The sequence below is a fragment of the Polaribacter sp. L3A8 genome (assembly GCF_009796785.1).
Classification (GTDB): Bacteria; Bacteroidota; Bacteroidia; order Flavobacteriales; family Flavobacteriaceae; genus Polaribacter.
On record NZ_CP047026.1, the window covers coordinates 1,874,297 to 1,888,625 of the forward strand.

General features: G+C 30.5%; 9 protein-coding genes. 2 read left to right on the forward strand and 7 right to left on the reverse strand.

The annotated features are described in order from the left end of the window. Position 1: 1 nt before the first annotated feature. The 4 genes from GQR92_RS07665 to GQR92_RS07680 form a co-directional block, all read right to left on the reverse strand. The gene (locus GQR92_RS07665; RefSeq protein WP_158838548.1) at positions 2–781 is read right to left on the reverse strand and encodes a (Fe-S)-binding protein; all 780 of its coding nucleotides are present in this window, start codon (positions 779–781) and stop codon (positions 2–4) included. A gap of 73 nt (positions 782–854) precedes the next feature. Beyond that, positions 855–2,171: a (Fe-S)-binding protein gene (locus GQR92_RS07670; RefSeq protein ID WP_158838549.1), complete on the reverse strand. Its 1,317-nt coding sequence runs from the start codon at positions 2,169–2,171 to the stop codon at positions 855–857. Positions 2,172–2,192: 21 nt separating this feature from the next. Beyond that, positions 2,193–3,164: an MlaD family protein gene (locus tag GQR92_RS07675; RefSeq protein ID WP_158838550.1), complete on the reverse strand. Its 972-nt coding sequence runs from the start codon at positions 3,162–3,164 to the stop codon at positions 2,193–2,195. A 54-nt stretch (positions 3,165–3,218) separates the two neighbouring features. After that, positions 3,219–4,310 (reverse strand): N-acetylmuramoyl-L-alanine amidase, encoded by a 1,092-nt coding sequence (locus GQR92_RS07680; RefSeq protein WP_158838551.1) that lies wholly within the window; start codon positions 4,308–4,310, stop codon positions 3,219–3,221. 92 nt (positions 4,311–4,402) lie between these two features. Here GQR92_RS07680 and GQR92_RS07685 point away from each other — a divergent pair, with 92 nt between their 5' ends. Beyond that, complete coding sequence (locus GQR92_RS07685; protein WP_199269198.1) at positions 4,403–7,057, forward strand: putative LPS assembly protein LptD; 2,655 nt, start codon at positions 4,403–4,405, stop codon at positions 7,055–7,057. Positions 7,058–7,135: 78 nt separating this feature from the next. Next, positions 7,136–7,516 (forward strand): Rid family detoxifying hydrolase, encoded by a 381-nt coding sequence (locus GQR92_RS07690; RefSeq protein ID WP_158838552.1) that lies wholly within the window; start codon positions 7,136–7,138, stop codon positions 7,514–7,516. Positions 7,517–7,662: 146 nt separating this feature from the next. On the opposite strand, the gene gap is transcribed toward GQR92_RS07690, so the two are convergent. From gap to GQR92_RS07705, 3 genes are all read right to left on the reverse strand, one after another. Continuing rightward, positions 7,663–8,664 (reverse strand): type I glyceraldehyde-3-phosphate dehydrogenase, encoded by a 1,002-nt coding sequence (gene gap / locus GQR92_RS07695; RefSeq protein ID WP_158838553.1) that lies wholly within the window; start codon positions 8,662–8,664, stop codon positions 7,663–7,665. Positions 8,665–8,688: 24 nt separating this feature from the next. After that, positions 8,689–9,672: a 6-phosphofructokinase gene (gene pfkA / locus GQR92_RS07700; RefSeq protein ID WP_158838554.1), complete on the reverse strand. Its 984-nt coding sequence runs from the start codon at positions 9,670–9,672 to the stop codon at positions 8,689–8,691. Positions 9,673–9,895: 223 nt separating this feature from the next. Beyond that, a complete protein-coding gene (locus tag GQR92_RS07705; protein ID WP_158838555.1) occupies positions 9,896–14,308 on the reverse strand; it encodes a translocation/assembly module TamB domain-containing protein in 4,413 nt (1,470 codons plus the stop codon). Positions 14,309–14,329: the final 21 nt, after the last annotated feature.

Sequence of the window (14,329 nt, forward strand, 5' to 3'; positions counted from 1 at the left end):
ATTATAGCTTATTAGCTTCAGCAATTAATTCTGCAATATCTTTAACTTCTACCTCTGCTTCTTTTTCCTTGAATTTTATTCCATCAGTCATCATTGTATTACAATACGGACAACCTGTTGCAATAATATTTGGCTTGGTTTCTAAAGCATCTTCGGTTCTTAAAACATTAATTTCTTTATCACCTTTTTCTGCATCCTTAAACATTTGTGCTCCTCCGGCTCCACAACATAAAGCTGTAGATTTGTTGCGTTTCATTTCCGTTAAGTTTACTCCTAACCTTTTTATTAACGCTCTTGGTGACTCATACACTTCATTTGCTCTTCCTAAATAACAAGGATCATGAAATGTAACTCTTTTACCCTTTAATGAAGTATCATCAATATTTAAGCGTCCTTCAGAAATTAAGTTCTGAATGAATTGTGTGTGGTGAAAAACTTCATATTTCCCTCCTAAACTCGGATATTCATTTTTTAAGGTATTAAATGAATGCGGATCGCAAGTAACAATTTTTTTAACCTCGTAACCATTCAATACTTCAATGTTCATCATTGCTTGCATTTGAAACAAGAACTCATTTCCAGCTCTTTTTGCAGCATCACCTGTAGATGACTCTTCTGTTCCTAAAACAGCAAAATCTACATTAGCTTGATGTAATATTTTTACAAATGCTCTCGATATTTTTTTGGCTCTATCATCATAACTTCCTGCTGCACCAACCCAAAATAATACTTCTGGTTGTTTTCCTTGAGCCATCATGTCTGCCATTGTAGGTACTATCATAATTTACAAATTTTGAATTATGAATTATGAATTAAAGTAATTCGTAATTGATAATTATTAATTGAAAAACTGTTTACTCTTCATTAGCCCAATTCAACCTATCTTGTTGGTTGTATTGCCAAGGAGCACCGTTATTTTCGATGTTAGTCATCATCATATTCAACTCTTGCGGAGCTGCACTTTCTTCCATTACTAAATATCTTCTCATATCCATAATAATAGATAATGGGTCTATATTTACAGGACACTCTTCTACACAAGCATTACAACTTGTACATGCCCAAAGTTCTTCTGGAGAAATATAATCGTTTAGTAATTGTTTACCATCATCAACAAAAGTTCCTTTATTAGCATCAATATTTCTACCAACCTCTTCTAAACGATCACGAGTATCCATCATGATTTTTCTTGGTGATAATTCTTTTCCGGTAAGATTTGCAGGACAAGATGATGTACATCTACCACACTCAGTACATGTATATGCATTTAGTAACTGAACCCAGTTTAAATCTGTAACATCCGAAGCACCAAATTTTTCTGGTACCGCTTCTTCTTCTCCTTCTGGTGGCGCTGCATAAGGATCTGCATCTGGATCCATCATTAACTTAACCTCATTAGTAACAGATTCTAAATTGGTGAATTGTCCTTTAGGATTTAAGTTCGCAAAATAGGTGTTTGGAAATGCTAATAAAATATGTAAATGCTTAGAATAATATAAATAATTTAAGAAAGCTAAAATTCCTAAAATATGAATCCACCATGCACTTCTTTCAATAGTATGAACAGATTCTGGTGAAAAACCATCAAAAAATGGTGCAATAAACTGACTGATAGGGTTTCCAATTCCTGCTTCTTGAAAATGAATATCTGTAGCATTCATCACCAAAAACAATGTCATTAAAACCATTTCGAAATATAAAATAATGTTTCCATCATTTTTAGGCCAACCTTTCATCTCTTTACTTAGAAAACGTTTAATGTTAGATATGTTTCTACGTAACCAGAAAACAACAACGGCTATAAAAACTAATGCTGCTAAAACTTCGAAAAAACCAATTAAGAATCCATAAAAAGTATCCCCTAAAACACCACTAAAAATCCTATGAGAACCAAAAAGACCATCAATAATAATTTCTAAAACTTCTATATTAATAATGATAAAACCTACATAAACAACAATATGAAGAAATCCTGATAATGGTCTTTTTACCATTTTAGATTGCCCTAACGCAATCTTAATCATATTCTTTAATCGTTCTGGTTTTTTATCAGTTCTGTTTACATCTTTACCTAATTTAATGTTTCTTGATAATTTGCGAATATTCATCACAAAAAAACCGATTCCTAAAATTAGGACTAAGGCAAAAAGTATGTTTGGTAAATATTGCATAACAGTTAAATTTTTATAAAATTATTTATTAGCTTCTTTTTCTAATTCAGCGTCTTTATTAGGTGTATAAGCTTTTGCTTTTTTTCCGAATAATGAAAAATGAACAAATCTTTTTGGGTTTACCTTCATTTCTCTTAGTAAGTTTTCCAATTCTTTAGACATTGATGTTAAATTGTTATACATAGCATCGTCTGTAACTAATTTACCAATTGTTCCTTCTCCAGAATGAATGCCGGCCAACATTAAATTAACAGAATTTAATGTAACCTCTGCTTTACTTAAAATTCCACCAATATTAGCATTTGCTAAAGTATCAGAAACTTTTGCAAAATTTGCTGTAATTACTTTTGTATTTTTAACACTTTCAGTTAAATCATTAGATGTAGATGCAATCATACCATTTACTGATAACATCATTTTTTTAACCTCTGTTAAAGTATGTTCTAAATTATTAACAGAATTTTTTAAGCTGTTTTGAGTATTTAAATCTAAAACATTATTTACATTTTTAAATAACGAGTCTGCACTAATCATCACATTTTCTAACTTTGCTTGAATTGGATCTAAACGTTCTCCAATAGAAGTAAATAAACTTGACTCAATTTGTCCCTTTAGGTAATCTCCAGAAACAGCATCTGCCCCTTCATAATTAGGTATAATCGCTAAATTAGACCCACCCAAAGGACTTGGTGAATATATTTTTACAATACTATTTTTAGAAAAATTAAAATCTTTTTCAATAGCAAAACGAACTACTAACTGACCTTTTTTATCTTCTGATTTATTAAACCCAATACCTACAACTTTACCAACCTTTAGTCCGTTAATTGTAACCAAACTAGACTCTGTAAGTCCACCAATATTGGTATATTCTACTTTAAAATAACGTGTATTAGCATCAAACAAGTTCTGACCTTTCAAAAAATTATAGCCCCATATAAATATGGCTATAATAACAATCGCTACAATTCCTGTTTTTAATTCTTTAGACATCCATAAAAATTTAACAACAATATTACTAATAATTTTTGGTTGAAACCATCAAAACTACTGCATTTTAATAGCTTCTTGAACAGATATCTTTTTACCATTCATAAACGCTACAATAAATGCAGATGTATACCCTTTAGATTTAGCAACCTTTAAAGATTGCTTTACAGTATTATAATTAGAAGTATTTCCAAAATAATATTTATAGAATTGACCGATAGAAACTCTTTCAACATCTCTTAACCCTTTAAAATTATAAGATTTAGTTTGTATTTTATTTCTTCCAGAAGCAATTTGAACTTTATACTCAACACTTTCAAATGCGTTATCTTCTACTACATTATTTAAAACCGTGTTTAATTTTAAATTACTAATGTAGTTTAAAACCGCATCTGAAATAGCATCTCCCATTTGATCTTGCCCTTTTTTAGAGTTTAAGAACCTACCTTCTGTTTTATTTGTTAAAAACCCTAATTCTACCAAGACGCTAGGCATAATGGTTTCTCTTAATACCTGAAAATTATCTTGTTTAACTTTTCTATCGTGTCTTTTTAATTTAAAGGCAAAGTTATTCTGTATTAAGCTAGCCATCGCTAAACTTCTATCTAAATTTTCTTCTTGTAACAAAGATAATCCAATAACAGATTCAGCAGAATTAGAATCAAAACCAACATATTTATCTTTATAGTTATCCTCTAAGAAAATTGCTGCATTTTCTCTTTTTGCGATTTCTAAATTTTTTTTATTTCCTCTTAAACCCAAAACAAAAGTTCCTGCTCCGTAGGCATTTGATGTATGAGAATCGCAATGTATAGAAATAAATAAGTCGGCTTTTGCATGATTTGCGATATCCCCCCTTTTCCATAAATCAATAAAAACATCTTTGCTACGTGTATAAAGCACTTTTATATCTTTCTTTTTAGATAAGTTCTTACCAACATTTAAAGCAACTTTTAAGGCGATATTCTTTTCTTTATAGCCATTTCCTAAGTTACCAGGATCTTTACCACCATGGCCTGCATCAATAACTATTACGTATTTTTTCTGCGCAAACACCGATGATGAATTCATCAAAAAGGAGAATGCAAAGAGAAAAATTAAAAGATTTCTTACTTTGATATTAATTTTGTTATTTTGTTTAAAATGCATCAATAAAATTTAACTAATTTTGGCTTTTCAAATTTGGTGTTCCAAATATTGAGCCATACTTTTACCTTTATACAAAAATAGCATTTAAAGCATTGCAAACAAACCTATCATACATTCTTTTATTCTGCGCTATATTTTTTATAGAAATAGGCTTTTCTCAAGAGCTAAAATCTAAAAATGTAACAGCACTTTCTACTTCTAAGAAAGACTCTATTTTTAATGGTAAAAAAGATTCATTAGCCTTAAGAAAAACGGACACCATTGCGTTAGACTCTTTAAAGCCTAAAGAAACTATAGAAGACCTTATTGTACACGTTGCCAAAGATTATACTATTCAGGATGCAAAGAACAAAACAGTTACTCTTTATAATGAAGCGAATATTACGTATACAGACATCGATTTAAAGGCAGGTATAATAGTTGTAGATTATAAAAAAAACACGGTTTTTGCTAAAGGAATTATAGATAGCACAGGATATACACAGCGACCTGTTTTTAAACAAGGTAGCCAAGAATCTGAACAAGATTCTATTATTTATAATTTAAAAAGTAAAAAGGCTTTAATTTATGGTCTAAAAACCAAACAAGGAGAAATGTTTACCTATGGTGAAAAAACCAAACGTGTAAATGATTCTACAGTTTACATTAGAAACATACGTTTTACTACTTCAGAAAAGAAAGTACCCGATTATTATATTGCAACAGACAAAGCCAAATTAGTTCCCGGAAAAAAAATCATTGTAGGGACAAGTAATTTAGTTTTAGCAGACATACCTACACCAATCTTTTTACCTTTTGCTTATTTTCCGATAACAGAAACAAGTGTTTCTGGTTTTTTAATTCCGGCTTTTGATACTGGTAGTAGTGATCGTGGTATTGGTTTTCAAAATGGTGGTTATTATTTTGCAATTAGCGACTATATGGATTTAACCGTTTTGGGTGATGTCTATTCTAACGGAAGTTGGGGTTCTAGAATCTCTTCTAATTACAGAAAAAGATATCGTTTTAGTGGTTCTTTTAGTTTAAATTTTGAAAATAACATTAACGGAATTAGAGGATTTGATAATTATAGCAAAGCAAACAATTTTAATATCAGATGGTCTCATAGTCAAGATGCAAAAGCAAGCCCAAACTCTAGATTTACAGCTTCTGTAAACTTAGGTAGTAGTAAGTTCTTTAGAGAATCTCAAAATCAATTTAATGTTTCTCAGACACAAACAAACACACTTAGTTCTTCTATAAATTACAGTAAAACATTTGTTGGCACGCCTTTTAACATGAACCTTACGGCGAGTCATCAACAAAATACAAATACAGAAGAAATTACGATGACTTTACCATCGTTAACGGTAAACATGAACAGAGTATACCCATTTGCAGGAAAAGGTGGTGTACAAAAAACTCCTATTCAAAAAATGGGTTTTAATTACACCATGCAAGGTCAGTATTTAATTAATACAAATGATGACGAGTTTTTTACCCCTAAAATGTTTGAAACTGCAAGATCTGGTGTACAACACAAAACAGGAACCAGCACAAACATAAAGGCTTTTAAATACTTTACGTTATCCCCAAGTGCTAATTATGAAGAAACTTGGCAATTTGATTATATTCAAAAAAACTACGACATTACAGACAATGTTGTAGTAACCGATACACTTAGAGGTTTTAAAAGTTATAGAGAATACAACGCTGGTTTAAGTTTATCTACAAATATTTATGGTACATTCAATTTTAAGAAAGGACGCTTAAAAACAATTAGACATACTTTTAGACCTTCCGTTTCTTATTCTTACAGACCCGATTTTAAAGATAAATACATACAACAAGTACAACAAAGTGCAGATGCTACTGATTTATTAGACTACACCGTTTATGACCAAGGTATTTACGGAGCTCCATCTTCTGGCTTAAGTAACTCTATTGGTATTTCATTAAACAACGTAATTGAGGCCAAGGTAGCACCAAAAGACCCCGAAAGCGATGAAGAGGATGAAAAAATTACTATTTTAAATAATTTAAATTTTAGTAGTTCATATAATATTGCTGCAGACAGTTTAAGATGGTCTCCTGTAAGTTTTTCTGCAGGAACACGTTTATTTAAAGATAAGCTATCTGTTAACTTAAGTGGTTCTATGGATCCTTATAAAGTAAACAGTAATGGAGTAAGAATTAATGAATACAATGCAAACATCTTACGTTTAACCAATGCAAGTTTAACAGCTAATTATTCTATCTCTAGTGCTGATTTTGATAAAGACAAGAAAGACAAACAAAAAAACAACAACGCAAATAACACTCCTGATGTTATTGGTGCAGATATAAACCCAACAGATCGATTTGGAGAACAAAAAGGCATTAATACTGAAGAAAAAGATAAGAACAAAGAAGCAAAATTATATAGATCAGACATTCCTTGGTCTATCAATTTAGCATATTCTACAAGTTACACCAATAATGGTATAGATGGTGGAAATATAGGTATACACAGTATTATGTTTAGTGGTAATTTAGAGTTATCTCCTAAATGGAAAATGGGTTATTCTTCTGGGTATGATGTTAAAGGAGGTGCATTTACGTTTTCTAGATTTAATTTTACCAGAGACTTAGATAGCTGGCAATTTAATTTTAACTGGGTTCCTTTTGGTACAAATTCTTCTTATACCTTTTTTATTGGGGTAAAATCTTCTGTGTTATCAGATCTTAAGTGGGATAAAAACAAACCAGCAGATAGAAGGTTATTCTAGTTAGCAGTTAGCAGTTAGCAGTTAGCAGTTAGCAGTTAGCAAAAATAAAAACTTTGAAACTTTGAAACTTTAAGAAAAATGAAAATAATAATAACAACTACAAAAGCACCAGCTCCAATAGGCCCATATAACCAAGCGGTATTAAGTGGAAACACTTTATATACTTCTGGCCAAATAGCTATTAATCCTGATACAGGAGAACTTGTTTTAGACTCTATTAAAGAAGAAACAACACAAGTTATGGAAAATTTAAAAGAAGTGTTAGCTGCCGCTGATATGACTTTCGAAAACGTAATTAAAACATCTATATTTATTTCTGATATGAATAACTTCGGAGAAATAAATGCTGTTTACGCAGCGTATTTTAATGAAGAAACTGCTCCGGCAAGAGAAACTGTAGAAGTAGCAAACTTACCTAAATTTGTTAATGTAGAAATAAGTGCTATTGCTGTAAAATAGTATTCAGTATTCAGTATTCAGTATTCAGTATTCAGTATTCAGTATTCAGTATTCAGTATTCAGTATTCAGTATTCAGTATTCAAAACTAAAAAAAACCTGATAGAAATTAATCTACCAGGTTTTTTTATTGAATTTATTTTGAGTTCTATAAAGAAGCAGCATATTCAATTAAATCAACGATTTTAGTTGAATAACCAATTTCGTTATCATACCAAGAAACAACTTTTACGAAGTTATCATTTAATGCGATACCTGCGTTTGCATCAAAGATAGAAGTACGAGTATCTCCAACAAAGTCTTGAGAAACAACCATATCTTCAGTATATCCTAAAACACCTTTCATTGGTCCACTTTCAGATGCAGCTTTCATAGCAGCACAAATTTCTGCATACGTAGCTGGTTTTACTAATTTTACTGTTAAATCAACAACAGAAACATCCATAGTAGGGATTCTAAAAGCCATACCAGTTAATTTACCGTTTAATGCAGGAATTACTTTTCCTACAGCTTTTGCAGCACCAGTAGAAGAAGGAATTACGTTACCAATAGCAGAACGTCCACCTCTCCAGTCTTTCATAGAAGGACCATCAACAGTTTTTTGAGTTGCAGTTGCAGCATGTACAGTTGTCATTAAACCTTCTGAGATTCCCCAGTTATCGTTTAATACTTTTGCAATAGGAGATAAACAGTTTGTAGTACAAGATGCATTAGAAAAAATCTTTTGATCTGCTTTTAATTCTGTATTATTTACACCCATTACAAACATTGGTGTATGATCTTTAGAAGGTGCAGATAAAACAACTTTTTTAGCTCCTGCTTCTAAGTGTTTTCCAGCAGTTTCTTCTGTTAAGAAAAATCCTGTAGATTCAATTACGTATTCTGCTTCAACTTCATTCCACTTTAAGTTAGCTGGATCTCTTTCTGCAGTAATTCTAATTTCGTTACCGTTTACAATTAATTTACCGTCTTTTACATCAACAGTTCCATCAAATGCTCCGTGAACTGAATCGTATTTTAACATGTAAGCTAAATAATCTACGTCTAATAAATCATTAATTGCTACTACTTGTACGTCTTTTCTATTTACTGTAGATCTGAATGCTAATCTTCCAATTCTACCAAATCCGTTAATTCCTATTTTAATCATTTTACTAATTTTTAATTAATTATTCTATGTTGTTATAATATCAGAAATTCTAAGTAATTCATAGTTTATTGAATGACCACCTGAAATTGCTTCTTTAATATCTGTACTAATTACTTTATTATCTTTTAAACCTACCATTAGATTGGTTTTACCATCTAACAATAACTCTACTGCTTTTACACCTAATCTACTCGCTAAAACCCTATCAAAACAAGAAGGAGATCCTCCTCTTTGCATATGACCAAGAATAGAAACTCTTACATCGTATTCTGGTAAGTTTTCTTCTACATATTTAGCTAGTTCGTAAACATTTTTACCAGATTTATCACCTTCTGCCACTACAACAATACTAGATGATTTACCTGCTCTTCTACTTTTCTCTAAAGACTCTAATAATCTATCTAAACCTAAGTCCTCTTCTGGAATTAAAATCTCCTCAGCACCTGCTCCTACACCTGCGTTTAAAGCAATAAAACCGGCATCACGCCCCATAACCTCTACAAAGAAAAGTCTGTTATGTGAAGATGCTGTATCTCTAATTTTATCAATTGCCTCTACGGCTGTATTTAAAGCGGTATCATACCCTAGTGTATGTGATGTTCCAAAAATATCATTATCAATAGTTCCTGGAATCCCTATTACAGGAAAACCAAATTCTTCGTTAAACAATACTGCTCCGGTAAAAGATCCATCTCCACCAATTACAACCATGGCATCTACTTCACGTTCTACTAAGTTTTCGTACGCTTTTTGTCTACCTTCTTTAGTTCTAAATCCTTTAGATCTAGCCGATTTTAAAATAGTTCCTCCTTTGTTAATAATATTATGAACGCTTCTTGCATTTAAATCTACTAGATCGTCTTCAATTAAACCTTCATATCCTCTATAAATCCCTGCACAACCTAAACTATAATAAGCACAAGCTCTAACTACAGCTCTAATTGCGGCGTTCATTCCTGGAGCGTCTCCCCCAGAAGTCATAACTGCTATTTTTTTTATTTTCTTCATATATCTGATGTAAATTTACTGCTTTATACCCATTTAAAATAATAAAACTACGAAATCGTTTTAGGCTAATTACCGCAATTATAGGTGAAAAATAACTGCTTTTTGTAGAACAATTTGGATCGTTTTCATTATTAATTTGTTAATTTTTTGAAACACAAAATTAACAACGAAAACAAGAAAATTAAATGACAAAAATCACATTTAATAATAAATAGTAACTTTTTTAGTTTCCTTCAAAATTAATTAAATTATCTTTTAACTTCTTAAGAGAATCTTTCTTAACAGTTGCTTTTGGTTTTCTGGGTTCTCTTTTCTTACCTCTTATTTTCCTTAATAAGCCAGAAAGGGTGTTAAAATTTACTTGATAAGAAAGACCTACTCCTTGTGTATAGCCATCTTCTTCTGTAGAATATTGTATTTCGTTTTGTCTATTAAAAACAACTCCTCTAAAGTTACCCTCTCTATTTAATAAAACTTCTACTTTAACTTCACCAACAACACTAGATTGAGTTTGCGTACCTACAGGCACACCTACTTTTCCATTAATAATCACTTTATCCCCCACTTGTGTACTTACAGAAACATCTACCTGATTATCTATATTAAGCCTATCTACATCACTTCCGCTATATCCTTGTTGATAATCTACACCTAATTGAAATTTACCATCAGGATTATTTAATAAACTAGAAAAAGCTGTAGAAACTGCACTAGAAGCTGTATTAGAAAAAGTTTCACTAGCACTAAAATCTGCTTTATCTGGGTTTGCAAAATTACCAAAAGCAAGTAATGATATAAATTGTGTGGTTTTTTCGTTTACATTATTATCATTTAAAATAAATTCTAACTCACTTGCTATTGTTGGGTCTACGTTGGTTAATTGAATATCTAAATCTTGCTTAGAGCTAAACAACCCTCCTGTTATTCTGGTTACCAAATCTACTTCTATCTTTCTATTAGAATTAAAATTCTGTAATAAAACACCTGGGTTTGCCTTTGCTTTATAAATTGCGGTAACATCTAAATTTGCCTCATAAGGGTTTCCATTCCAAGAAACAGTTCCTCCTTTTTGTATTAAGAATGGTTTGTTTACAATACCTCCATATTTAAAATCATAAACTCCACTATTAATGGTATAGTCACCAAACATATTAAATTTACCTCGCGTATTTATTTCTATTCGAAGATTTCCGTTACCTGAACCGGTTAACTGACTTCCATTTACCTCATCTATAACTACCTGAGCTGTGGCATCTTTTGTAACATCTAAATCGATATTTAAAGACAATCCTTTAATAGCTTCTAAAGCAACTTCTTTTTGATTTTTTTTAACTTCAGAGTCTTTCGATTTAAAATGAATCAAACTATAACTATCTACCGTTTCTACATCTTTAAGAGGAACTACAAATCTGGTTCCGGCCATTGTTTTAGCATTGATATCTATAGATAGTTGATCTGTTAAACCTGTAATATTAGCAACACCATCTATAAAAGCGGTACCATAATACAGTGCTTCATCTGTATTTTCGGTATCTAAAACCAATAAATTATTACTTTCTATTTCAATATTTAAAAACCATTTCTTAAAATTTAAATGGGTAATATCTCCAATAAGTTTCCCTTTGCTTTTATGTTTAGTGTCTATTAATGAAACTCCTTCAAATATAAAAGACTGTTCTTGTAGGCTTATAATAGATTCCCCTTCAAAATCATAATCTACATTTAAATACGGAAACTTTAAACCTGCATTTTTTAGCCTAAGTATCCCTTCCATTTCTGGGTTTCCTAAAAAACCTCTTAAAGAAAAATCGCCACTTGCTACTCCTCTTATAGAGGATAAAACGTCTTGCCCAAGTGGACTAAAAGCATCTAGACCAAACTCTTCTAAATACACCTCTAAATCTATCAATGGTCTTTTTTCTGAAAAATCTAAAGAACCTGTTGCTGCAATACTTTTTACTTTTTCATTATTTATAGACAAATCAACATGATACTTTTCATAAGAATTATCTCCTTTAACATTTAAAGACAAATCTCCTTGCTTAAAATTGTTCACCTGAAAATCGTTAATAGATAACAAAGCTTCTGGACTATAAATACCTTTATTTTGTACAAAGTCTAAATGGCCAGAAAGTTTTCCTTTTAAAGACAAACTATCTATTTTAGGTAAAAAACTTTGCAGTTTTACTTTTGTAAAATCTGCTAAAAGTATTTTTTCTGAATCTCCTTTTAAAGTGCCTGAAAATTCTATTTTTTGTTCGCCTGAGGTTAATTTAAATTGACTAAAATTAAAATCATTTTCTTTTATATTGAAAGTAACTTTGTTTTTATTAAACACATCCGGATTAATTTCCCACGTATTTTCTTTAAATATAAATGACGATTTTTCAAAACCAACCACAGATTTTCCTTCTGGATTAAAGGTATAAAAGAAATCTAGGTTAAAATCTTCGTTTTTCTTTACCCCTCCTTTAAATACCGATTTAAAATATAATGTGTCATTCTGATTTAAACTTAAGAGGTTTAACTTAGAAACATCATAATATTTTGTATGTACTTCAGAGGCTGTTAAATGCGAATTATAAAGCGGGTTTTGATTATCTGTCCTTAACAAAAGATCTTTTACTTCATTGCCATAAGCTTCAATTTTTGGAGAAGAAACAGTTAATCTCAATTGATTTTTATCTGCCTTTATTTTTCCTTTAATTTTTGTATTATCGTCTATAGAAATATCAGGAAAAAATACGGTTACAATTTGATTATAAATGGTAAAATTAAAATCTAAAAACTGATTAGGCGCTACAGGGTAAGGTGTATAATTTGTATAAATACTACCCAAAGCATTTTGTGCAACGGGTAACAATTCAGAAAAAGAAAACTTACCAGAAAGGTATCCTTTTGCGATGTCTTTAGAAGCTACTTCTATCGTTTTAATACTATCTTTTAAAGAAGATGTTACATTAAATTCTTTAAAGTTATACTCTTCTGATTGATTGGTATATAAAACATTTTTAAACGTAGCTTTACCTGTTATATCATCAAATGTATTCCCTTCTACATCTAACTCTATATCTCCTTTTAAAACAGCAATACTATCTCTTGTAAAAAGGTTTGTTTCTTTTAAATTTAGATATTCAATATTAGATTTAAAATCAAACTTATTTACATCGGTAGATAAATCTGCCAACCCATTAAATTTCATTTTAAAATTAACGTCATCAATTTTTAAATCTCCATCAAATTTATTGTTTTGGTATTGCCCATTTGCATCAATATTTTTATACGTATAATTTTTAAAATTGAGCTCAGAAACGGTACCAATAAAAGAAGTATTAATGTTTTCTAGCTTAAATCCACTACCTTTTACATCTCCTTCTAAAGAGGCTTCCCCAAATAAAGGGTCGTTAAATAATTCGCCAATATTAAATTTATTTAATGCAATTTTTCCGTTATAAGCTGCATAATCAATATCATCAATATTAGAAATTTGCAAATCGGAAACAACAGCACCTATTTCCGACTCTAAATCTAAATTTGCTTTTATTTCCTTGGGTGTAACATGTACTGTTCCTTTAATTGTAAACTTTCCGAATTTTATAAATTCAGAGGGTAACGTTTTTCCTAAAACATTTGGTAAAACACTTTTTAAATCGCTATAAGTTGCTGTTAAATCTCTTAAATCACCTCTAAAAACAAAACCTTTTTCAAAGTCAACAGCATTTACAAAATCTAAATCGCCAATTACTTTAATTCCTTTTCTAGAAGTTAACCAAAGCTTATTTAAAGAAAAATTATTCAATTTTCCCTTTAAACCTCCAGAGAAATATATATCATCATTTCCGCTTAGCTCATTATAATACTTTTTTAAGTCTTGCACAGAAATTTTACTTTTAACAAAGGATGCTGTTATATCTACTTTATTATTAAAGTCTACCAAATCTTCTCTCTTGTATGCAAAATTTATGGTTGCTTTAATTTCTGACTCTCTAGTTTGTAATGTTGTATTTACAAAATGCATTGCAGTTTTAGAATACGAAAAATCGGTAGTAAGACTTGTTACTTCTAACCCTCTATTATCAGTTAAATAGAGTCCTCTTATTTTTGAAGAAAAATCCGGTCCGTAAACTAACATATCTTGTAAATTTCCGCCTACATTGGATGCCGTAAATAAGACTGGACTTTTACGATTATTATCAATCAATTTATAGTTTAAATCATTTACATAAACATTAGATGATCTTAATATAAATTTAGGTGCCAATGAATCTTTTGGAGAACCATCATTAAAACCATCTATAAAAACAGCCATACTATCATCCTCTTCTCCCTTATATTTTTTCATATAAACATACCCACCGTCTAAAGAAATATCACCTAAATTAACTTCGCTTTCTAAAACTTTTTTTGCGTTTAAAATAGAAGTAGTTAATTTTTTTACAAAGATTAAAGTATCTTGATGATGATCTCTAACTTCAACTCCTTTTAACTGTACATTTCCTAAAAAAGATAAATCTATTTTTTCTATAGAAATATTCGTTTTAAAATCTTCATTTAGTTTTTGAGTAGCGTAGTTCCCTAATTTTGTTTGAATAGCGGGCACAGAAAGCAAAACACTTATAAATAGCAAAAAGAGCACAATATACCCCAGCCATTTTAG